General features: G+C 65.9%; 16 protein-coding genes. 9 read left to right on the forward strand and 7 right to left on the reverse strand.

Features of this window, described 5'->3' with window-relative positions; translation table 11 throughout:
* Positions 1-82 precede the first annotated feature (82 nt).
* Both CGUA_RS05255 and CGUA_RS05260 read right to left on the reverse strand, forming a co-directional pair.
* Entirely contained in the window at positions 83-3,025 is a 2,943-nt protein-coding gene (locus CGUA_RS05255; RefSeq protein ID WP_290198034.1) for a DUF3427 domain-containing protein, read from the reverse strand.
* On the reverse strand, positions 3,022-3,426 hold the full coding sequence (locus CGUA_RS05260; RefSeq protein ID WP_290198035.1) for a (deoxy)nucleoside triphosphate pyrophosphohydrolase: 405 nt from the start codon (positions 3,424-3,426) through the stop codon (positions 3,022-3,024). The genes CGUA_RS05255 and CGUA_RS05260 overlap by 4 nt, the downstream gene beginning before the upstream one ends.
* 69 nt (positions 3,427-3,495) lie before the next feature.
* Between CGUA_RS05260 and CGUA_RS05265 the strand changes: the two genes are divergently transcribed.
* The 3 genes from CGUA_RS05265 (at position 3,496) to CGUA_RS05275 (ending at position 5,556) form a co-directional block, all read left to right on the forward strand.
* Positions 3,496-4,368 (forward strand): sulfurtransferase, encoded by an 873-nt coding sequence (locus CGUA_RS05265; RefSeq protein WP_290198036.1) that lies wholly within the window; start codon positions 3,496-3,498, stop codon positions 4,366-4,368.
* Positions 4,369-4,379: 11 nt separating this feature from the next.
* Entirely contained in the window at positions 4,380-4,904 is a 525-nt protein-coding gene (locus CGUA_RS05270) for a VOC family protein (RefSeq protein ID WP_290198037.1), read from the forward strand.
* 133 nt (positions 4,905-5,037) lie between these two features.
* Positions 5,038-5,556, forward strand: coding sequence for a VOC family protein (locus CGUA_RS05275; protein WP_290198038.1), 519 nt, complete (start codon positions 5,038-5,040; stop codon positions 5,554-5,556).
* A gap of 54 nt (positions 5,557-5,610) precedes the next feature.
* On the opposite strand, the gene CGUA_RS05280 is transcribed toward CGUA_RS05275, so the two are convergent.
* On the reverse strand, positions 5,611-7,026 hold the full coding sequence (locus CGUA_RS05280; RefSeq protein ID WP_290198319.1) for an amino acid permease: 1,416 nt from the start codon (positions 7,024-7,026) through the stop codon (positions 5,611-5,613).
* A gap of 284 nt (positions 7,027-7,310) precedes the next feature.
* Here CGUA_RS05280 and CGUA_RS05285 point away from each other — a divergent pair, with 284 nt between their 5' ends.
* Positions 7,311-9,668 carry a DEAD/DEAH box helicase gene (locus CGUA_RS05285; RefSeq protein ID WP_290198039.1) on the forward strand — a complete coding sequence of 786 codons (2,358 nt, stop codon included), beginning with the start codon at positions 7,311-7,313 and terminating at the stop codon, positions 9,666-9,668.
* Positions 9,669-9,801: 133 nt separating this feature from the next.
* Here the strand turns inward: CGUA_RS05285 and CGUA_RS05290 are convergent, their stop codons facing one another.
* Both CGUA_RS05290 and CGUA_RS05295 read right to left on the reverse strand, forming a co-directional pair.
* Positions 9,802-10,248, reverse strand: coding sequence for a DUF2269 domain-containing protein (locus tag CGUA_RS05290; protein WP_290198040.1), 447 nt, complete (start codon positions 10,246-10,248; stop codon positions 9,802-9,804).
* Between the two features lie 101 nt (positions 10,249-10,349).
* On the reverse strand, positions 10,350-10,973 hold the full coding sequence (locus CGUA_RS05295; RefSeq protein WP_290198041.1) for an HNH endonuclease family protein: 624 nt from the start codon (positions 10,971-10,973) through the stop codon (positions 10,350-10,352).
* 122 nt (positions 10,974-11,095) lie between these two features.
* On the opposite strand from CGUA_RS05295, the gene CGUA_RS05300 reads away from it, so the two are divergent.
* A complete protein-coding gene (locus CGUA_RS05300; protein WP_290198042.1) occupies positions 11,096-11,884 on the forward strand; it encodes a metal-dependent hydrolase in 789 nt (262 codons plus the stop codon).
* Between the two features lie 72 nt (positions 11,885-11,956).
* Here CGUA_RS05300 and putP read toward each other — a convergent pair whose 3' ends face one another.
* Positions 11,957-13,561: a sodium/proline symporter PutP gene (gene putP / locus CGUA_RS05305; RefSeq protein ID WP_290198320.1), complete on the reverse strand. Its 1,605-nt coding sequence runs from the start codon at positions 13,559-13,561 to the stop codon at positions 11,957-11,959.
* Between the two features lie 321 nt (positions 13,562-13,882).
* On the opposite strand from putP, the gene CGUA_RS05310 reads away from it, so the two are divergent.
* The 4 genes from CGUA_RS05310 to CGUA_RS05325 all read left to right on the forward strand — a co-directional run bounded on the left by CGUA_RS05310 (position 13,883) and on the right by CGUA_RS05325 (position 21,729).
* The gene (locus tag CGUA_RS05310) at positions 13,883-17,032 is read left to right on the forward strand and encodes a DEAD/DEAH box helicase (RefSeq protein WP_290198043.1); all 3,150 of its coding nucleotides are present in this window, start codon (positions 13,883-13,885) and stop codon (positions 17,030-17,032) included.
* A gap of 5 nt (positions 17,033-17,037) precedes the next feature.
* Positions 17,038-17,838, forward strand: coding sequence for a hypothetical protein (locus CGUA_RS05315; protein WP_290198044.1), 801 nt, complete (start codon positions 17,038-17,040; stop codon positions 17,836-17,838).
* Between the two features lie 73 nt (positions 17,839-17,911).
* The gene (locus tag CGUA_RS05320) at positions 17,912-19,063 is read left to right on the forward strand and encodes a metallophosphoesterase family protein (RefSeq protein WP_290198045.1); all 1,152 of its coding nucleotides are present in this window, start codon (positions 17,912-17,914) and stop codon (positions 19,061-19,063) included.
* Positions 19,064-19,065: 2 nt separating this feature from the next.
* The gene (locus tag CGUA_RS05325; protein WP_290198046.1) at positions 19,066-21,729 is read left to right on the forward strand and encodes an AAA family ATPase; all 2,664 of its coding nucleotides are present in this window, start codon (positions 19,066-19,068) and stop codon (positions 21,727-21,729) included.
* A 107-nt stretch (positions 21,730-21,836) separates the two neighbouring features.
* Here the strand turns inward: CGUA_RS05325 and CGUA_RS05330 are convergent, their stop codons facing one another.
* Positions 21,837-22,373 (reverse strand): YceI family protein, encoded by a 537-nt coding sequence (locus CGUA_RS05330; RefSeq protein WP_374725066.1) that lies wholly within the window; start codon positions 22,371-22,373, stop codon positions 21,837-21,839.
* Between the last annotated feature and the right edge of the window lie 230 nt (positions 22,374-22,603).

Raw genomic sequence — 22,603 nt, forward strand, 5'->3', positions numbered from 1 at the left:
CTGGTTCTTCAAGGGCAAGCCTCGTGAGGATTTCGAAAGGTCAACCACGCTTCTACATCGCTAGGCGGCTAGCCGCGGTCAATTACCGTGAGCGTTCCTTGGAGGTTTCGTCGGGCATGTCCAAGTGAAGATAATCATACAGCTCAAGGTCAACTGGATGCTCGAGTACAAGGTCCATGCTGACGACGGGCAGGTGTTGATTTTGGTCGTTGAATAGGTACTCCTGGTTGGGATTCTTCGCTTGCACTTCCCCCAGATAGTAAAAATCCTGCCCTTCGGAATCGCTCTTCTTCACGAACAACATAACGGTGAGTTCGTTGCGAAGGATCGGAGCCAGTTCGCGGCTCGCCAACGTCCGACCGTGACGCGAATACCAGCGCAACTCACCTCGGCTATTAAACCGATCGGCATAGTTCAATTGAGATTCCACATCTCCGCGCTTGTTGTACACCACGAAAACAGGGGCCGTTCCGCTCTCACGATCTACCTTGTAGCCGTACATGGTTGCCTCCTGGTTGGTCGGCCAGTTGAGCAATCGGCTGACATCTTTCCTGGTATACCGGTTCTCAATTACAAATTCTCCGGACCGATTGTGGAAACGTTTATTGAGAGCGAGCCCCGTCGAAAGGAGGTCGTTAACGTGCTGCCGGAACGACTGTCCGGAGAATGTCTCTTCTGCATCGTCGTAAGCATCAAAGAGCCCAGCGAATTCCTCATGTAAGTGGATCTCGTCTGCGGTGAGCGTGATGACAGGTAGTTTTCCCCACGCCTTCAAGGGCCTTGTATAAAAGTCTCCGGTGAGTACCCGCAACGAGGAATCGACGGTTGCGGTGTCGTTCTTAGCGCCATACTCACCCAAGAGCGCCTTGAAACCTTCTAGTGTGATTGGCCCGTGTTGAGTGAGATGCCGAAGCAGTAGTAGTTCATGAGGGCGCATCCCATTCAAAATCTCGCTGGAAATGAACGTCAAGTACGCAGCTTCTTGATTGAGAGGTTTTCTGCTTACGAACTTCAGGTCAAAGAGCAAGCTCCAGTAGTTGCCATACTTGCTGGCAAGGAGAACAGGATCAATACTTTCGAAGCGAAGAACGTCGTGAAGCGATGGCACATGGTTGAGCCGGTCTACGAGAACTTGAATCGCATTTCGAAACTCTCGCTTACCCGCGAGACGGACCTTTTCCAGTGAATCGAGGATTCTCCGCTGGGAGATGCGGTCGAAGCTCACCGTGGAGGTCGGGGGGAGGGCAGGGCGCTCCTTCTTATCTAGCAAGTCACGCCTGATTGAATCCTTATTCGCAGAAAAATTTCCATAGAGGGCGATCGGAATGAGGTAGTTGTTTTCGTAGTTGCCGATGAAGTCGATCACTCGAATGTGGTCTTTACCCTTGAATTTGCGCAGTCCTCGGCCAAGCTGCTGCGTGAAAATGATGCTGGACTGAGTTTGTCGCAGCATGACAATTTGGTTTATTGCAGGGACATCAATGCCTTCGTTGAAGATATCGACTGTCAAGATGTAGTCGATCGTCCCTTGAGTTAGCTGTTCTACAGCATGGTTGCGCGTATCTTGGGAGTCATCTCCGGTGAGCGCAATCGTTCGGAGAAGTTCTCCATTCAGTTCTCGCACGTTCAGTGCTGCAGAAAGTTGATGAGCTTCGATCTTCGAACTGCAGAAGATTAAACCTCTGGCCCCTGTCGCATGCCCGTATTCGGAGAGTTTATCCACGATGTAGTCGACCCGGTTCTCCGATACTTTGACGTCCAGAGATGAGTCTTCGCCGATGGCGATTCCGCCGTCAACTGTGTAGTCGGAAATCCCGTAGTAGTGAAATGGGACCAACATCTTGTCCGCGAGCGCCTGCTGTAGGCGAATTTCGTAGGGGACGTTCCAATCGAAAAGTTCGAAAACATTAAACCCGTCAGTTCTTTCTGGCGTAGCGGTAACGCCTAAAAGGAAACCGGGAGAAAAGGCGTCTATGAGTCGTTGGTAGGACTTGGCGCCGGTATGGTGCACCTCATCGATGATGATGTAGTCGAACGCGTCGCGGGGAAAATCTTGAAGACCGACTGACGTTGAGATTGATTGAATCGTCGCAAATATAAACGGTGCGGTGGTATTTCGAGCATTGCCGGTATAGAAGCCAACTTGGTCCTCGGTAAATTGAAAGACCTTTTTGAACTCTTCCGCCGCTTTTCGCAAGATCTGTTCGCGGTGAACAACGAATAACACTCGCTTTGCGCCATAAGCGCGAGCAGCGAGAGCCGCCAAAATGGTCTTTCCTGTGCCAGTCGCTGAGATAATAACGCCGCGCCTTGCGCCCTGCTCGTATAGCAGATCGAGTTCAGCAAGTGCATCTGATTGCATACGGTTGGGCGTGATCTTGATGCTGCAGTCTACTTTTTCAATCGGCTGGTCATCCTCGACCAGGATCATGCGCTTCTTGCGAGTGGCTTCGTACGAAGCGATCCACTTCTCAGTCAACGGGAGCGAACGGCTAAGCTGCCGGTCAATTGCTGCCTTGATCTGAGCGGTAACGTCGCCTTCTTCAGTCGCGGAAAAGCGAAGGTTCCATTCTTCGTTGACGTTCAAGGCATTGACCGTCAAGTTTGAGCTGCCAACGAAGGCCGTGAACTGCTTTCCCTTTCGAAACAAGTAGCCCTTTGCGTGGAAGCCGAGGTTATCGTTGTCGTGAACCAAGATCTTGAAGTTATGCCTTTTGCTCATTACGAACAATTCTCGGAACATGTCCGGTTCATTGAAGTCCAGGTATCGGGAGGTAACTATCGTCCCTTTGCCGCTATAGGACACAAAGGCTTCCTTGAGCGCAGCCAATCCAGAAGTAGTAATAAAGGCAACCGAGAAGACGAATTCTTCACTGAATTGGAGCTCAGTGATCATAGCGTCCAGCATCTTGGAGGTGCTGGAGTTGGTGAGCAGTCCAGGATTGAACTGTTGAGTGGCATGGATAGACGAATCGATGTGGCCGAACTCTAGATCGGTAGCCAGTTGATCACGAAAGATACTCATCGATTAAGCCGTTCCGCCACGATGTCAACGGCCGGTAGGTCAGCGGGAGCCCATTCAACTGAATGCAAGCCTGCTGAGCTGAGCCAGCGTGATTCTTGGTGCTCAGTAAGGACTGGCCACTCGTCAATCAGCTTCGCCCAGAATGATGTCAGACGAATAGTCCCAAAATCGTACAGGTACTCAGTAGTAGTGACTTTGTCACCGACGTCGATTCGGCACTGCAGTTCTTCCTGGATCTCGCGACGCAAAGCAATTTCGCCTTGTTCGCCGTCTTCGACCTTGCCGCCTGGGAACTCCCACTTCCCGGGTAGGAGCATGCCGGGCCCCCGCTGAGTCGCGAAAACCTTGCCCTCTTTAACTATGACAGCAGCGACGACATCGATGACTTTGGATTTGCTCACGTCATCAACCGTATCTGCACTAAACGTTTTCGGAGACATTCGAATCAAGTTCTCCCTACCCTGGATCCCATGACCACCACCACTTTCGAACAGCCCCTCCTCGTCGACCCGACCTGGCTCCACGCCAACCTCCACAACGACAACCTCGTTCTCATCGACGCCTCCAATGAGGTAGGCGCCACCGACGACAACGACGCCCCGGTGAACAAGGGCATCGGCTACTACGAACACGAGCACATCCCGGGCGCGGTCCACGCCGACCTGCTGCGTGGGCTCGCCGAGCGCAAGGCCCTGTATCGCCACAACATTTTGACCTCCGAGAAGTTCGAGCAGGCGATCGGAAGGCTCGGGGTATCCAACGACTCCCACGTCGTCATTTACGACCAGGGCCCGAACCACTGGGCGACCAGACTGTGGTGGAACCTGCGGCTCGAGGGCTTCGACCGGATCTCCATCCTCAACGGCGGCCTGCCGGCCTGGAAGGACGCCGGATACGAGACGGCCTCCGGGATCGAGCGCAACGAGCCGGCGACATTCACGGCGAAGCGCCGCCCGGAGTTGCTCGCCACCAAGGAGCAGGTGCTCGGTTACCTCGACGACGACTCGGTCGTCCTCATCAACGCCCTCGACGAGGACACCTTCGCGGGCAGGAACGCGGACTACGGTCGCCCGGGCCACATCCCGGGTTCGGTCAACCTGCCGGCGCCGGAGCTTTACGACGAGTCCGGGAAGTTCGCCGACGCCCCTTCGGCGCAGCGCTACGAGAACATCGGCGCAATGGACCCCGACAAGAACCCGGTCACCTACTGCGGGGCCGGCGTGTTCGCGGCGATGACCGCCTTTGACATGGCCCGCAATGGCAGGACCGACGTCGCTGTCTACGACGGTTCGCTCAGCGAGTGGGCCGCGGACGATTCCCTCCCGCTCGAGACAGGGGAGTAACCCACCAACCGATGACTGACTTCAACACACGCGGCGTCGACCACATCGGCTTCGCCGTGCCTGACCTGGACCAGGCCCACGAGTTCCTCACGGAGGTGCTCGGCTGCGTCCTCGGCTACTCGCTGCCGGGCGGCCCGGGCGATGACGAGTGGAACCGCCGGCAGATGCACCTGCCGCCGGGAATCTCCATGACGGGGGTGAAAATCTACCGCTGTGGGAACGGCGCCAACCTCGAGGTGCTCGGCTTCGAGGGTGAGGACATCCGGACGGAAGGGCCGCGCAACAGTGACGCCGGCGGTCACCACGTCGCCCTCTACGTCGACGACCTCGATGAGGCGGTCATGAAACTGCGAGAGCGCGGGGTCGAGATCCTGGGCGAGTCCATGACCAACAGCGGCCCGGCGGAGGGGCAGCGGTGGATCTACTTCCGCGCGCCCTGGGGCACCTACTTCGAGCTCGTGTCCTACCCGCAGGGAAAGGCCTACGAGGCGGAGACGGACATGCGCCTGTGGGATCCGCGGGACCCGGCGAAGTAGCGTCGGCAAGCGGCTCAAACCCGCACAGCTGTGCGGGTCATGGCGGCTTTTGACTCATCTCGCACACGACTCCAAGGGCAATGGGCACAATGGAGTTATTGATCTGCACCACCCACCACCGAGGAGAAACGCCATGCAGCCGTCGCCGCTGAACATCCTGCGCGGAGTGGACCACTTCGCCGTCACCGTCCCCGACATTGAGGAGGCGCATGAGTTCCTCGTCGGTCTGCTGGGGGCGCAGCTGGAGTACACCATGACCGGCGGGGAGGGCGAGGAGAACTGGGACGCCCGCCAACGGAGCCTGCCGCCGGGCGTGGACATCAAGGAGGTGCGGATGTACCTGCTGGGGCAGGGGCCGAAGATCCAGGTCTTCGAGTTCAAGGGCGGCGAGCGCCGGCAGGAGATGCCGAAGAACTGCGACGTCGGGGGGATTCACATCGCGCTCTACGTCAACGACATCGAGGGGGCGGTGGAGCACCTCAAGCACAACGGCGTGGAGGTGATCGGCGAGCCGCTGTCGGGCACGGGGCCGATCGAGGGTCAGCGCTGGGTGTACTTCATGAGCCCGTGGGGCCAGATGTTCGAGCTGGTGAGCTTCCCGGACGGCCGGGCCTTCGAGTACGGCAAGGCCTACACCCACGGCCGACGCTAAAAAGAGCGACGCCACCCGCACAGCTGTGCGGGTGGCGTCGACAAGCGGGGCAGGCTAGGCGCGGGTGGCGGCGTGCTCCTCCGGCGCGATCGCCTGCGGGCGGCCGGTGGCGTAGTAGAGGACCGTCATGATCGCCAGGAACGCGACGCCCACGGCCAGGGCGGTCCAGTACTGCGGCAGCCAGACCATGATGCCGAAGACGGCGAGGATGGCGACGATGGCGAAGTACTGGCCGTAGGGGAAGAAGGGCACCGGGAACTTCAGGGAGGCGGCCTCGGCGGCGGGCATGATGCGCCGCGAGGCGACCTGCGCGAGCAGAATCATCAGCCAGACGTAGACGGTGGCGAAGGTGGCCAGGGCGGCGATGACCGTGAAGATGCCCTCCGGCAGGACGGCGTTGAGCACGACGCCGACGATGAGGACGATGAGCATGATGATCGTCGTCATGACCGGGACGCCGGACTTGGACACCTTGCCCATGATCTTCGGGGCGAGGTTCTCCTTGGCCAGGCCGGTGAGCACGCGCCCGGCGCCGAAGAGGTCGGCGTTGATGGCCGAGAGGGCGGCGGTGATGACCACGAGGTTGAGCAGGGCGGCGGCCCAGGAGATGCCGAGGGTCTCGAAGATCTGGACGAAGGGGGAGACCTCGCCGGTGACCATCGTCCACGGGTTGAGCACCAGGATGATGAGGATGGCCAGGACGTAGAAGAGCAGGATGCGCACCGGGACGGTGTTGACGGCCTTGGGCACCGCGCGCTGCGGGTCCTCCGCCTCCGAGCCGGCGACGCCGATGATCTCCGTGCCGCCGAAGGCGAAGAGCACGAGGATGAACGCGGCGAGCATGCCCTGGATGCCGTTGGGGAAGAAGCCCTCATGCGCCCAGAGGTTGGCGACGCCGACCTGGGAACCCTCGGGGGAGAGGCCGAAGGCGAGGATGGCCGCGCCGCCGAGAATCATGGCGATGACCGCGCCGACCTTGACGATGGTGAAGACGAACTCCATCTCGCCGAACCAGCGCACGCTGGCCAGGTTGACCGCGCCGACGATGAGCAGCGTCACCGCGACCCAGATCCACTGCGGGGTGTCGGGGAACCAGAACCCCATGTAGATGGCGATGGCGGTGAGATCCGCCAGGCACACGATGAGCATCTCGAAGGCGAACATCCAGCCGGTGATGTAGCCGGCCCAGCCGCCCAGGTACTTGCGGGTGTAGACCGCGAAGGAGCCAGGCACCGGGTGGTGCACGCTCATCTCGCCGAGGGCGCGGAGCATGAAGTAGACGACCGCGCCGCCGAGCAGGTAGACCAGCAGCACGCTCGGTCCCGCGGCCTGGATCGCGCCGGCGGAACCGTAGAACAGGCCGGTGCCGATGGCCGAGCCCAGGGCGATGAAGTGGATGTGGCGGGCCTTGAGCCCCTTGCGACGCGAGGTGACGCTCGTCTCGGTGATCTCATCGCGGGGGTAGGTCATCGAGCCCGGGGTGGTGGGCGAACCTGGCGTTTCAGCCATCGGTGTGGGAGTCCTTTGCACTGTGCAGATGGGGCAGGAGGCCCGGGTGTCGGAGGCCTGCCGATTTTGACGGGTTCACCGTACTACCTATGGCACTGCATAACCGAAATGGTCCGCACCTTATGTATCCCAGGTGCGGCACGTGTGGCGAAGGTCTCCGCTCGGGCGGACCGAGCGACCATTTTCCCGGATTTGGGGCGGGGGAATAGATAATCTCAGCCCCATAGCGTACGGTGGATCAAGCAATGAGCATTACCGATGAAAACGCCACCGGCGGCGTAAACGAGCCGGATAACAACATCACGTCGGAATCTCAGAACAACCCGCAGGGTGACGCAGCTCAGGCTGCATCTGCCACGGACGGACCCATCACCATCGACGACGTCATGTCGACCGATGAGGGCTCCACCGCGGCAGGCCAGGTCACCGGGGATGCGGACTCTTCTGAGGCAGCCGGCTCCGAATCCAAGGATTCGGACAACGCAGACAACCAGGGCGATATCGCCGCCGAGACCTCGGAAGTGGAAAACACGGACGCCATCAGCAACGCTGACGCGACCGTCGCTCCCACCCCGGAGCAGGAGGCCGCCGCCAACGACACCACCTCCGATCAGGCCACGAAGCCCGAGAAGACCGAGCCCGAAGGTCCCTCCTTCGACAACCTCGGCCTGCCCGACAACGTCGTCGCAGCCGTCAAGAAGGTCGGATTCGAGACCCCGTCCGCCATCCAGGCTGAGACCATCCCGGTCCTCATGCAGGGTCGCGACGTCGTGGGCCTCGCCCAGACCGGCACCGGCAAGACGGCCGCGTTCGCGCTGCCGATCCTCGCGCGCATCGACGCCTCCCAGCGCAGCCCACAGGCGCTCGTGCTGGCCCCCACCCGCGAGCTCGCGCTCCAGGTCGCCGATTCCTTCCAGTCCTTCGCCGACCACCTCGGCGAGAAGATCTCCGTCCTGCCGATCTACGGTGGCCAGGCCTACGGCATCCAGCTGTCGGGTCTCCGTCGCGGCGCCCAGATCGTCGTCGGTACCCCGGGTCGTGTCATCGACCACCTGGAGAAGGGCACCCTCGACATCTCCAACCTGCGTTTCATGGTCCTCGACGAGGCCGATGAGATGCTGAACATGGGCTTCCAGGAGGACGTCGAGCGCGTCCTGCGCGACACCCCGGACGACAAGCAGGTCGCCCTGTTCTCCGCGACCATGCCCAACGGCATCCGCCGCATCTCCAAGCAGTACCTCAACGACCCGGTTGAGGTGACGGTGAAGGCGCAGCAGCGCACCAACACCAACATCACCCAGCGCTACCTCTACACCGCGCACCGCAACAAGCTGGACGCCTTCACCCGCATCCTCGAGGTCACCGAGTTCGACGCGATGATCGTCTTCGTGCGCACCCGCCACGAGACCGAGGAAGTCGCCGAGAAGCTGCGCGCCCGCGGGTTCAACGCCGCCGCCATCAACGGCGACATCGCGCAGAACCAGCGTGAGCGCACCATCGACCAGCTCAAGGACGGCCGCCTGGACATCCTGGTGGCCACCGACGTCGCCGCCCGTGGTCTCGACGTTGACCGCATCTCGCATGTGTTCAACTACGACATCCCGAACGACACCGAGGCCTACGTGCACCGCATCGGCCGCACCGGTCGTGCCGGCCGCTCTGGTGAGGCGATCCTCTTCGTCACCCCGCGCGAGCGCCGCATGCTGCGTTCCATCGAGCGTGCCACCAACGCACGTCTCGAGGAGATGGAGCTGCCGACCGTCGACGAGGTCAACGAGTCCCGCAAGGAGAAGTTCCAGGACTCCATCACCGAGGCGCTCGAGTCTAAGCACCTGGAGACCTTCCGTGGCATGGTCCGTTCCTACTCGGAGTCCAAAGACACCCCGATGGAGGACATCGCCGCCGCTCTCGCAGCCCAGCTGCAGGGTTCCGACGACTTCTTCATGAAGGAGCCGCCGAAGGACAAGCGCGACCGTCGGGACCGTGAGAACTGGGACCGCGACGAGCGTCGGGATCGCGACCGTGGCGGTCGTGACGACCGTCGTGACCGCGACCGTGGCGGCGCCCGCGAGCGTCACCAGAGCGACGAGAACATGGAGACCTACCGTCTCGCCGTCGGTAAGCGTCAGCACGTTCGCCCGGGCGCCATCGTCGGCGCGCTGGCCAACGAGGGCGGCCTGAACTCCAAGGACTTCGGCCGCATCACCATCGCCGTCGACCACACCCTGGTCGACCTGCCGAAGAACCTCGGCAAGGACGTCCTGGACCGTCTCTCCGACACCCGGATCTCCGGCCAGCTCATCAACATTGAGAAGGACACCGGCGGTCAGGGCCACGGCGAGCGCGGCGGATTCCGCGGCGGCCGTGACCGTGACGACCGCGGTGGCTACCGTGGTGGGCGCGACCGTGACGACCGTGGTGGACGCGGCGGCTACCGCGGCAACCGTGACCGTGACGACCGCGGTGGACGCGGCGGCCGTGACCGGGATGATCGCGGCGGATTCCGCGGCGGCCGTGACCGTGACGACCGCGGTGGCTACCGTGGTGGGCGCGACCGTGACGACCGCGGTGGACGCGGCGGCCGTGGCGGCTGGCGCGACTAGTTGCCCACGCTGAAGCCCTGACCTTCCGGTCAGGGCTTCTCGCCTTTTCCGCCCCTGCCTGGTTTCCGCCTGCCGACGCGACGACGCCCGCCACCTGCAGGTGGCGGGCGTCATCAGGCGCAGGCGGCAGGTGCTAGAAGAACATCAGGATGAAGGTGATGATCCACAGCAGGTTGAAGATGCCGCCGAACATCGCGGACTGGCTCTTGGCCTTGGCGAAGTCGTAGGTGCCGTCGTCGGCGGCCAGGGCGGCGACGGTCTTCTTCTGCTTCGGGATGATCAGACCCAGCAGGACGATCCAGGCGATGACGCCCAGGGTCAGGGCGGTGTGGAAGTTGTAGCTGCCGCTGAGGCTGTCCCACTCGACAATCAGCAGGATGATGCCGAAGACCGGGACCAGCGCGGAGAGCCAGCCGTAGACCCGGGTGATGCCGTACAGGTTGGCGGCGACGCCCTCGGCGCGGGCGTCGCCCGTGCTGGCTGCCAGGGCCTGCTTGCCGAAGGCGGAGGTGGACACCATGACCGGACCGATGAAGAGGACGGCGGAGGCGATGTGGAGGATGAGGAGAATATTTTCCATGGGTGAATCTCTGACCTTTCTTGGTTGTCGGTGGTCATCCTAACGAACCCCACCTATGAATGCTGGGTCCCCTTCTCGGTTTTCCGGATTAAAAGGCTTGTTCAGCGCCACAAGCACATCCGCCGCAGCGCCCGGCGGTCCTCTTCGCTGAGGGAGAGCTGATAACTCGCCGCCACACCGGCCAGCCGCCGCGCGTACCAGCACCGCGCCGAACGGTCGCTCGGCGACCACTGCGAGGGCATGAGGTCCGACTTTTCCTGGTTGACGCCGCCGTCGACGGCGACCAGGTTGGCTGGATCGTTGGCGAAGGAATGGCGCCGGGCGTCGCTCCAGGCGTGCGCCCCGGCGTCCCAGGCCGCCGAGAGCGGGAAGATGTGGTCGACTTCCGTGCCGCCCACCGTGAAGGTGCCGCCCGTGTAGGGGTCGGTGCCGACGGCGTGGCGGGGGAGGTCGCAGGCGGGCGCCGGCTGCTCCAGCTGGGCCGCGATGACGTGCTCGCGGGTCGTGCACCCCTCGCGCGGGGACCAGCCGCCGAAGCGTTCGCGTTCGTAGCCCAGGACTCGCACGCGCTGGGCGGCGGCGGGGGTGTGGGCGAGTGAGCTGGCCACGGGAGGCAGTCCGGGCTCGTGCAGTGGGTGCAGCAGCGGCCTGGCCCAGTCCAGCCCCGCGGCCAGGGTCAGGGCGGTGAGCACGGCGAGGTAGAGGCGAAACAGAGGAAGGCGCACACCCACTTGGACTGTCCGGCGGCGGCGGAGGTGCCCGAGGGGCCATGATTAACTGTCGATACTGTGTTCGCATTAGTGTCGATGTTTTGACAGGCATGTAATTACGCCGGAGGGAGATTGCCATGGTCATGGGACCGACCCACGCGATGAGCGGTGCCGCCGTCGGGCTGGCCGTCGCCCAGATCATTCCCGCGGAATGGGGAGGGGTGTCGAGCCCCTCGGAGGTATTCGTCTACGCGGGCATCGCCGCCGGCGCAGCGCTGCTGCCGGACCTGGACTCGCCGCAGGCGACGGTATCGCGATCCTTCGGGCCGCTGTCCTGGGGACTGTCCCACGCCGTGGAGAACGCCTCGCAGTTCTTCGTCAACGTCACCCGCGGCCGACGTGACAAGTACTGCGCCAACGGGCACCGCACCGCCACGCACACGCTGTGGTTCGCGCTGGCGATGGGGTTGGCCAGCTCCGCGCTGCTCGTGGCCTTCGGCAAGGCGGCCGCGATCGGCCTGCTGTTCTTCTTCCTGGGCCTGGCCATTCGGGGCCTGCTGCCGGACTGGGTGGACAAGCGTGGCTGGCTCGTCGTGTCGGCGGCGTCGATGCTGCTGGCGATCCTGGCCTGGGAGTGGGTGCCCGCTTCGGGCACGGGGCCGGTCATGGCCTCGGCCGTCACCGCCGGTGTGCTCACCCACCTGGCCGGCGACCTCATCACCAAGCGCGGGATCCCCTTCTTCGCCCCGCTGCTGCCGTGGCGCGGCCAGCGCTGGTGGAACCTCCGGATGCCGGAGCCGCTGCGGATCAGGGCCTCCGGCGCGATGGACAAGATGCTGCTCGGCGCGTTCACGCTCATCGTCGGCGTGCTCAGCGCCCGCACGCTCGGCGTCGACGCGGCGGTGCTCGGCGTGCTGGAGGCCTGAGGGCCGACCGGAAAATGAGGAGACCCACATCCGCGGTGCCGCGGATGTGGGTCTGTGATTTTTCTGCCCCGGTCAGGCCCGGCTGGACCCGCCCTCGGCGGGGCCGGGCTCGGAGACGGTCTCCAGGCCGGCGGCCTCGCGGGCCTCCTCGGCGGCCGCGCCGGAGAATTCGCCGGTCTCGGCCAGGTAGACCGCGGCGTCGAACTCCGCGGTGATCTCCTCGCTGGGCTCGCGGGTCAGCAGGGAGACCACGGCCAGGGCGACGGCCCCGGCCAGGAAGCCCGGCACCAGCTCGTACATGAGCGAGGACAGGCCCAGCACGCTCCAGCCGACGGAGACGACGGCGCCGGTGATCATGCCCGCGATCGCCCCGGCGGAGGTCAGGCGCCGCCAGTAGAGCATGGCCACCACCAGCGGACCGAAGGCCGAACCGAAGCCCGCCCAGGCGAAACCGACCAGGCCGAGGATGGAGTCCTTGGGGACGATCGCCAGCATGGCCGCGATGATCGCGACGGCCACCACGGCGGTGCGGGAGAGGTTGACCAGGACCTTGTCCGGAATCTCGCGCCGGAAGATGATCTTGGTCAGGTCCTCGATCAGGGAGGAGGAGACGACCAGCAGCTGGGAGGACATGGTCGACATGATCGCCGCCAGCACCGCGGTGAGCACCAGGCCCGCGATCAGCGGGTGGAAGAGGATGCGGGTGAGGTCGAGGAAGACCGTCTCGTAGTTGGTCTGGTCGGTGACCGAGGACTGCTTCTGGCCGAAGTACACGGTCGAGACCATCGCGACGATGAGACCCCCGAGCAGCGTCAGGACCATCCAGGAAATGTTCCAGCGCCGGCCCTGCACGGCCTGCCGGGGACTGCGCAGCGCCATGAAGCGGACGAGGATGTGCGGCTGGCCCAGGTAGCCCAGGCCCCAGGCGAGGTTGCCGATGATGACCGCGGCCGAGACGCCGGTGAACATGTTGAAGTACTCCGGATTGCCCTCCGGCCACGGGCCGTAGGCGTTCTCGGTCTGCCAGCCGAAGATGTCCGTCGGGTTGTCGAGCGCGACCAGGGCCATCACGGGCACGATGATCAGGGCCGCGAGCATCATCATGGCCTGCACCGTGTCGGTGTAGGAGACGGCCAGGAAGCCGCCGATGAAGGTGTAGGCCACGGTGATGCCGGCGACGATGAGCAGACCCGTCAGGTAGTCGCCGTCGAAGGTCGACTCGAAGTAGCGGCCGCCCGAGACCATGCCGGAGGAGATGTAGAAGGTGAAGAAGAAGATGATGATGATGGATGAGATGATGCGGAGCAGGCGCGAGCGGTCACGGAGCCGGTTCTCGAAGAAGCTCGGCATCGTGATGGAGTTGCGCGCAATCTCGGTGTAGGCGCGCAGGCGGGGCGCGACCCACTTCCAGTTGGCCCAGGCGCCGATGGACAGGCCGACGGCGATCCACAGTTCGCTGAAGCCGGAGACGAACAGGGCGCCGGGGAGTCCCATCAGCAGCCAGCCGGACATGTCCGAGGCACCCGCGGACATGGCCGCGACGAAGGGCGGCAGATCGCGTCCGCCCAGCATGTAGTCCGAGTAGTCGTCGTTTTTGCGGTAGGCCCAGAAGCCGATCGCCAGCATCGCGAAGAGATAGATGATGATGGCGATGACGAACCAGGTTGATTCGGTCAGTTGCACAGTGTCGTCCTCCAGATTGTCGGTGACGGGGATTCCGCCCGGTGCCGGACGCCGTGGCGACAGGTGCTGACAGGCCGCCGAGCGATCACGTTTTTCTCAGGGTACAGAGACCAGGCTGGGGTGCAGGTCACATCCCCCGTGCTCGGGTGCCCTTCCCAACTAATGTCTCGGGAATCTCCGACCAATGCCCGCCCAGCCTCCTCCCAAAGTCGGATCCCCGCCCCGGGGCGGACACTCTGGTCCCGGGGCGGGGCCAATCAACCCCGCTCGACCTGGCGGGCGACCCTGGCGGGCGCGGGTGGTAGAACTGTCTGTATGCCTGATTTCCTCCTCCACGGCCTCTGGCTGCGCGGATCGGGCCTTCATCTGTGGGTTGAGCAGGTGAAAGGCCACAAGATCGTGCTTCCCTCGGCAGTGACGGAGGGCAGCTTCCCGCCCGTGATTGCGGCGCGGGTGGACGACTCGATGTTCCGCCACCGCGAGAACCTCACCCTGCAGACGCCGAAGGGCCGCCGCGTGCGCCTGCCGGTGCCGACCGCCTCGCTCTCGCCGCAGCGCACCATCGACCTGTTGACCGAGCTCGAGCCCTTCGGCGCGGCCAACGATCCGGGGACGAGGGTGGCGCCGGCGTCGACGAGCGAGGAAAGGGCGTCGATTGCGCCGGACCTCCACTGGCTGATCCACATGTACCGCGGGCTGCGTCGCTTCGTCCGCGCCGGGCGCGTGACCATCGGCATGACCTACGCCGACAACGAGTGGTACCCGCAGTGGCAACTGGCCTCCGGGCTCGGCGAGCGCGGCTGGCTGGCCGAGATGGTCGCCGCCGCCCCCGGGATGCTCAGCATCAACGAGCCCGACCTGGCCGAGGAGATGGCCGGCACCCTCGTGCACTGGATCGCCTCCGCCGAGCTCGCCCACCTGCAGGACGCGCACCGCGCCATCCCGTGGCACGACTTCCCGGACTCGCTGCTGCGCTCCCAGCCGGTGCGCCGGGGCGGGGTCGGCCTGGTCCGCGCGCTGACCGACTGGCGCAACTCCATCACCGCGATCGACCTGCAGCTGGTGTTCATCGTCGAGGCCCCGCCCTCGGACGCGGAGATCACCCGCGCGGGCTGGGACCCGGATGCGGAGGACGACGCCGGCGCCGACCCCGCCGACGTGGTCTGGCCCGTGCGCGTCCAGGTCCGATCCGGCAACGACGCCCCCAAACCGGTGCGTGCCGACGTCCTCGACTCCGGGTCCATGGAACTGTTGCGTGGTTCACTGCGCCAGGCCGTGGCGACCACCGACCTGGTCGACCACACCCTCCACCCGAAGCAGGGCAGCGGCTACCGCAGCGTCGACCCGGACGCCGAGGGGGACTGGGACACCTACCTGAGCACCGACGAGATCGTCCGCTTCGTCGGCGGTGAGGCGGCCAAGCTGCGCCGCGTGGGCTTCACCGTCATGCTGCCCAAGGCCTGGTCCACCGCGGAGACCAGCGCCCGCCTGGAGACCTCCGGCGCCGACGCCATCGGCGACGCCGCCACCCGGAAGCACATCGGCATGGACCAGCTCGTCGACTACAACTGGCGCATGTCCGTCGGCGACACCGAGCTCACCGACGAGGAAATGCGCGAGCTCGTGCAGTCGAAATCCGGCCTCATCCGCCTGCGCGGCGAATGGGTCCTGGCCGACAAGTCCTCCCTGGCCAAGATCAACGCCTACATGGAGGAGCTGGCCGAAACCTCCCGCAAGCGTCAACGCGCCAGACTGGACAGGCTGGCGATGGAGGCGGAACTGGCCCGCGCCAACGATGAGCCGGGCTGGGCGCTGAAGTTCGAGGAGCTGGAGACGCTCCGCGACAGATACAACAACCAGTACGCCGGCTTCGGCGAGGTCACCCTGGCCGACCTGCGTGAGCTGGCGCTGGAGGCCGCCGCCGACGAACCCATCGAGTTCACCGGCTCCACCTGGCACGCCGCCATCCTCGGCGGCGACCTCAGCATCGCCCCCGAGCGCCTGCCCATCCCCCCGACGGTGCACGCCGAACTGCGCGAGTACCAGCGCCGCGGCGTCGACTGGCTCCACTGGATGTCGCGCAACAACCTCGGCGCCGTCCTGGCCGACGACATGGGCCTGGGCAAGACCCTGCAGCTGTTGACCATGCTCGCCATCGAGATCGAGCGCGGGGAGGCCGCCGGGCCCACGCTCGTGGTGGCCCCGACCTCGGTGGTGGGTAACTGGGCCAAGGAGGCCGCGCGCTTCGTGCCCTCGCTGCGCTTCATCGTCCAGCACGGCTCCGACCGCCTCCACGGGGAGGATCTGCGCGCGGCCGCGGCGGAGAACGACCTCATCATCACCTCCTACGGCGTGGTCGGGCGCGACCACAAGGAGATGTCCGAGATCAACTGGGACCGCGTCGTGCTCGACGAGGCCCAGGCCATCAAGAACTCGACCACCCGCTCCTCCAAGGCGGTTCGCGCCCTGCCCGCCCGCCACCGCGTCGCCCTGACCGGCACCCCGGTGGAGAACCGGCTCTCGGAGATGCGCTCCATCCTCGACTTCGTCAACCCCGGCATCCTCGGCAGCGCCAGCTTCTTCCGCACCCACTTCGCCAAGCCCATCGAGCGCGACAACGACGACTCGATGACCGAGCGCCTGCGCATGCTCACCAGCCCCTTCATCCTGCGCCGACTCAAGACCGACCCGACCATCATCGACGACCTGCCGGACAAGAGCGAGCAGATCCTCACCGTCGACATGACCCCCGAGCAGGCCGCGCTCTACACGGCGCTGACCGAATCGGTGCAGCGCCAGCTGGAGGAGCGCGAGGGCATGGCCCGGCGCGGCCTGGTGCTGGCGACGATCACCCGCATCAAGCAGATCTGCAACCACCCGGCCCAGTACCTCGGCGACGGCTCCCCGGTGACCACCCGCGGCCGGCACCGCTCCGGCAAGGTGGAGGAACTCATGCGCCTGGTCGACATGGCCATCGACTCCGACCAGCGCATGCTCATCTTCACGCAGTACCGCGCCTTCGGCGACATCCTCCAGCCCTACCTCTCGGAACGGCTCGGTGAGCACATCCCCTTCCTTCACGGCGGCACCACCAAGCCCCAGCGCGACAGGATGGTCGACGACTTCCAGGCCGCGGACGGCCCCCGGGCCATGCTGCTCTCGCTCAAGGCGGGCGGCACCGGCCTCAACCTCACGGCCGCCTCCATCGTCGTGCACATGGACCGCTGGTGGAACCCGGCGGTGGAGAATCAGGCCACCGACCGCGCCTTCCGTATCGGCCAGGACCGCAACGTCCAGGTGTTCAAGATGATCACCGCCGGTACCCTGGAGGAATCCATCCAGGACATCCTCGACGGCAAGACCGAACTCGCCGGCGCCGTCATCGGCGAGGGCGAAGGCTGGATCACCGAACTGGATCCGGACCAGCTCGGCCAGCTGATGAGCTACCGCGGAAGGGAAAGGTGAGGACCGTGGCCGTCTCCGACGACGAGAACAACGTCATCTACGCCAACTTCGGCGCCCGCACCCGGGTCACCCGGGCCGAGGAGGTCACCCGCGTCGACGCGCTGAGCTTCGGGCCCACCGCCAACCGGGTCTGGCAGGCCGTCACCGCCCAGTCCGACCAGGGCCGCATCAAGCGCGGACGCCAGTACGCCGAGGCCGGCAACGTCGTCGAGCTGCAGATCCGCTCCGGCTCCGCCTCGGCCTCGGTGGCCGGGTCGCAGAACGAGCCCTTCCACGTGCAGATCGTCCTGCCGTACCGCTCGCCGGAGGAGCTCACCATCATCTCCACGACCCTGGCGCGCACCAGCAACGGCATGACCCGGGCGCGCCGCGGCCTGGTGGACGGGGCGCTGCTCGACCTGCTCATCGCCGGCGACACCGACGACCTGCGCTTCGCCTGCGACTGCCCCGACCACGTCCGCGCCTGCAAGCACGCGGTCGCCGCCTCGCTCAAGCTCGCCGAGAAGATGGACGCCGACCCGGGCGCCGTCTTCCAGCTGCGGGGCATGAACCTCGACGACCTGGAGAAGATGGTCCTCACCGACTCCATCGCCGTCGCCGCCGAAGCCACCGAGGAGGGCTCGAGCCTCTTTTTCACCGGCCGGCCCCTGCCCGCGCTGCCCGAACCCAAGACCGCCCCCGCCATCGACGACTCCGACCTGGACCTGCTGCACAAGGCGATGCGTTCGGTCAGCTTCACCAACGTCGATCAGCTGCGCGCGGTCTCCGACATCGAGGACCTCTACGACACCCTCACCGACCACTAGATGAGCCCCGCTTGCCGACGCCCGCCGCCCGCCCCGGGCCGCCGTGTCGGGGGCGGCTGTTAGAACTGGACGCATGAACCACACGACCGCCACCTTCATCCACACCTCGGATCTCCAGCTCGGCATGGAACGCGATTTCCTCGGCGCCGACCAGGAGCTCTTCCACGACTCCCGCCTCCGGGCCATCGACAAGCTCGGTGAGCTCGCCCGCTCCGAGGGGGCGGAGTTCATCGTCGTCGCCGGCGACGTCTTCGAGGCCAACTCCCTCTCCGACCGGGTTACCGGGCGCATCCTGGAGAAGTTCCGCGACCTGCCCGTCCCCGTCTACCTGCTGCCCGGCAACCACGACCCGCTGGTGGCCGACTCCATCTTCCGCCGCACCGACGGCATCGAGGGCGTCCACGTCGTCGACTCCACCGTCCCCGTGGAGGTCGCCCCCGGCGTCGAGATCGTCGGCGCGCCCTGGCGCTCCAAGTTCCCCGTCGGCGACCTCGTCTTCGAGGCCCTCGCGCCGCTGGCGCCGACCCCGGCCATCCGCATCGGGCTGGCCCACGGGCAGGTCAGCAGCTTCGGCGACGAGAACGCGCCGGGCCTGATCGACCTGGCCTACGCGGAGCAGCGCATCGCCGACGGCACCATCGACTACCTCGCCCTCGGTGACTCCCACTCCACGGCCCCGCTCGGGGACTCCGGCCGTGTCTGGTTCTCCGGCGCCCCGGAAACCACCGACTACCACGAGCGCACCGGCGACGACACCGGCGGCGAGCACAACTCCGGCAACGCCCTGGTCGTGCGGGTGACCAAGTCCACGCCCGCCGACGCGGCCGTCACCGTCGAGGAGCACCGGATCGGGGAGTGGACCTTCGACGCCCTCCACGCCGAGCTCTACTCCCGCGAGGACGTGGACGATTTCCTCGCCCGGCTCGACGCGTACCCGAACAAGTCCCGCACCTGCGTCAAGTACGCCCTGTCCGGCACCCTCGACCTGACCAGCACCCGGGCCCTGGAGGTCGGGATCGCCGAACGCGCCCCGGTATTCAGCGCGCTCTACAACCGCGAACGCCTCGACCAGCTCTACCTCGAGCCCGACGAGGAGGAACTCGCCAGCCTCTCCCTGGGCGGGGTCGGTGACGCCGCCCTGGCCGAGCTGCTCGGCGACGTCGACGACGTCGTCTCCCGCGACGCCGCCACACTCGTGTTTCGCCTGAGCAAGGAGGCCAACTGACCATGATGATCCTGCACTCGCTGACCGTCAGCAACGTCCGCGCCATCGACCACCTGCACCTCGAGGAGCTGCCCGAGACCGGCGTCATCGTCATCCACGGCAACAACGAGGAGGGCAAGTCCACCATCCTCGACGCCCTCGACGCGGTGCTCAACATCAAGTACAACTCCGCGGCCAAGCCCATCAAGTCCCTCAAGCCGGTCGACCGCGACGTCTCACCCGAGGTCAGCGCGACGATGACCGTGGGGCCGGTGACCTTCCGCATCGCCAAGCGCTGGCTGAAGAAGAAGGAGGCGGAGCTGACCGTCACCGCCCCCACGCGCGAGAACCACACCGGCGGCGACGCCGAGGAGCGGCTGGCCGAGATCCTCCGCGAGCACCTCGACGCCGACCTGCTCAGGACCCTGTTCCTGCGGCAGGAGGATCTCGGCGAGGCAATCCAGGCCGCCGGCATCCCCACCCTGTCCGCCGCCCTGGCCAGCGCCCACGCCGACGGCGACGGCGGGCCCGTGGACGCTTCCGACGACGACGGGCTCATGCGCGCCGTCGATCAGGAGTACCTGCGCTACTTCACCCGCCGCGGCGACCAGAACAACAGCGTCAAGAAGTCCGTCCAGGACTGGAACAGGTCCGTCGAGGAGCTCGACGAGGCCACCGCCGAGCTCGAGCGCCTCCAGAACTACGTCGACCAGGTCGCCGTCAACGAGGCCGAACGCGACCGCGGCGACGCGGAGCTGCCCGGGGCGCTCGCCGCCCTCGAAAGCGCTGAAGAAGGCTTGTCGACAGCCCGCGCCACCCAGGAGAAGGCCACCGCCGCCCGCGCCGAGCGCGACCGCGCCGCCCGGGACCTGGAGGCCGCCCGCCAGTCGGTCGCCGATCGGGAGCGGCGCCGTTCCGAGCTCGGGGAGCTGCACGCCCAGGCCGCCGCCATGGACGCTGAGGTCGAGGCGGCCCGCGAGGCCGCCGACGTCGAAAAGGAGCGACTGCGCCAGCTGCGCGAGGAACTGGGGACGGCCCGCTCCTCACGCACCGAGGCGCGCGAGCGCCTCACCCGGGCCAGCGCCACCCAGCGCCGGGCCACCGACCAGGCCCGCCACGCGGAACTGCGGAGCCTGCTGGGCACACTCGAGGAGCTGGACACGCGCATCGCGGACCTGCGGGCCCGGACCTCCGGGCGGCAGATCACCGGCGCCGACGTCCGCGCCGTCGAGGAGGCGGCCAACGAGGTGGCCGTCGCCGAGGCGCTGCGCCAGCGTGCGGTGCCGAGACTCGAACTCAGCGCCGCCTCTGACACGACCGTCACCGTCGATGGCGTGGAGACCGCGCTGGGGGCGGCCCCCCGGTCCGTGGATCTGGCCGAGGGCACCGAGATCACCGTCGGGGAGGTCACCGCCACCTACCGCGCCGGTGAGGGCGGGGGCGCCGACGCCGTTCGGCGCGCCGAGCAGGCCGCCGAGGCCCTCGATTCACTGCTGACCGGGCTGGACTGCGAGTCGGTCGATCAGGCCCGGGCCGCCCGCGACCGGGCCACGAAACTCGCCGAGGAACTGGCCTCCGCCCAGCGCGAACGCACGGCCCTGCTGGCCGGGCGCGACGCGGAGGCGCTGCGGGCGGAGGCGGACCGGCTGGACCGCGAGCTCGGGGAGACCGACGCAGAGAACCCCGTCGACGCCGGGGACGTCGCCGCGGCCGTGGCGCAGGCGCAGGAGGACGGTGAGCGTCTCGAGGCCGAGATCTCGCGTCTGGAGCAGGCGATGGCGCCGTGGCAGGAGGGGACCGCAGCCAAGAAGCACGTGGAGACCACCACGCGTCTCGACCAGCTCGCCACCCAGATCGGGGCCGCCGAAGCCACCCTCGACCAGCTCGAGGAGGCCCAGTCCCAGGAGTCCCTGGCGGCCGCGGTCACCGCGGCGGAGGAGGAGCTCAAGGCCCGGGAACAGGCGCTGGCCCAGGCCGAGCAGGCGGTCGCCGCCGCCGATCCGGATCACCACGAGGCGCTCGTGGAGGCCGCGTCCTCCCGCGTGAGCTCCATCCAGACCCGGGTGAAGAGCGCGACGCTGACCCTGGCGACCCTGTCCGGGCGCATCGACCAGGCCGCCGGCGCCGCGGAACGGGTGCAGAAGGCCAGCGCCCGGGAGGGGCGTCTGCGCCGCCACGTGGAGCAGCTGGAGTCCCGCGCCGCCGCCGCCCGGCGACTCCGGGAGGTGCTGGTGCGCCACCGCGCCGCCGCCCGGGCCCGCTACGCCCAGCCCTTCGCCGATGAGCTGACCACCCTCGCCTCGGCGGTCTTTGGTCCGCAGGTCCAGTTCACGCTCTCGGAGGACCTGGAGGTCACCCAGCGCACGGTTGGGGACGTGACGGTTCCGCTCGAGGCGCTGTCCGGCGGCGCCAAGGAGCAGCTGGCGATCCTCACCCGCTTCGCCATCGCCGGGCTGGTCGGCAGGGGCGGCGACGGGGCAGGGGAGCAGGGGTCCGTCGCCGCCCCCGTGATCGTCGACGACGCCCTCGGGGCCACCGACCCGCAGCGGCTGCAGCTGATGAACACCCTGTTCACCCGCCTGGGCAGGCAGACCCAGGTGCTGGTCCTGACTTGCTTCCCCAGCCGCTACGACTGGGTGGCCGGCAAGACCGAGTACTCCATGACGCAGCTGAAGACCGCCCGGTAGGCGCGGGGCGGGCGTCGGCAGGCGTCGGAAAGCGCTCAACCCTCACCGCGGACGGTGAGGGTTGAGTGCGGGAGGGGCAGGTCCGCCGCCGGCGGCCTGCGGGCGCCTTAACGCTGGATGGCGGAGCCCTCGATCTCGATCTTGATCTTCTCGGAGACCAGGACGCCACCGGAGTTCAGCGGGGAGTTCCACTCCAGGCCCCAGTCCTTGCGGTTGATCTCGGTCTTGGCGTCGAAGCCGACGCGGGTCTGGCCCCACGGGTCAACCTCGGAGCCGAAGATCTCGACGTCCAGGACGACCGGCTTGGTGACGTCCTTGATGGTCAGGTCGCCGGTGATCTTGGCGGCGTTCTCGCCCTCGAACTCGACGTTGGTGGACTTGAAGGTCATGTCCGGGTACTGCTCGACGTTGAAGAAGTCCTCGTTGCGGACGTGGCCGTCGCGGTCGGCGTTGTTGGTGTCGATGGAGGCGGTCTTCACGGTGACGTTGACGACGGAGTTGGCCGGGTTGGCCTCGTCGATGTTGACCTCGGAGGACCAGTCGGAGAAGGAACCGCGGACCTTGGTGACCATTGCGTGACGAGCGACGAAGCCGATGGTGGTGTGGGTCGGGTCCAGCTCGAAGGTGCCGTTGTAAGCCATGATGTACTCCTAAAAAATTGTGGGTCGGGTGCAGACCGCGTCTGCCCTTGATATCTTGCCAGCGAGTTAAGTTTCGTGCTCTGCCTCGCTGCTGCGGACCACACTACCAATTTGTGGTGACATGTCAACAAGAAATTTAAAGTAATTCGGGGAACGTCCGATTTTCGCAGCGTGAGGCGGCTGAATATAATTCGTGGCGAGCGCGTTCCGGTGTCGGCCGGTGGCCGCCCCTT

It is taken from the genome of Corynebacterium guangdongense (genome assembly GCF_030408915.1).
Classification (GTDB): Bacteria; Actinomycetota; Actinomycetes; order Mycobacteriales; family Mycobacteriaceae; genus Corynebacterium; species Corynebacterium guangdongense.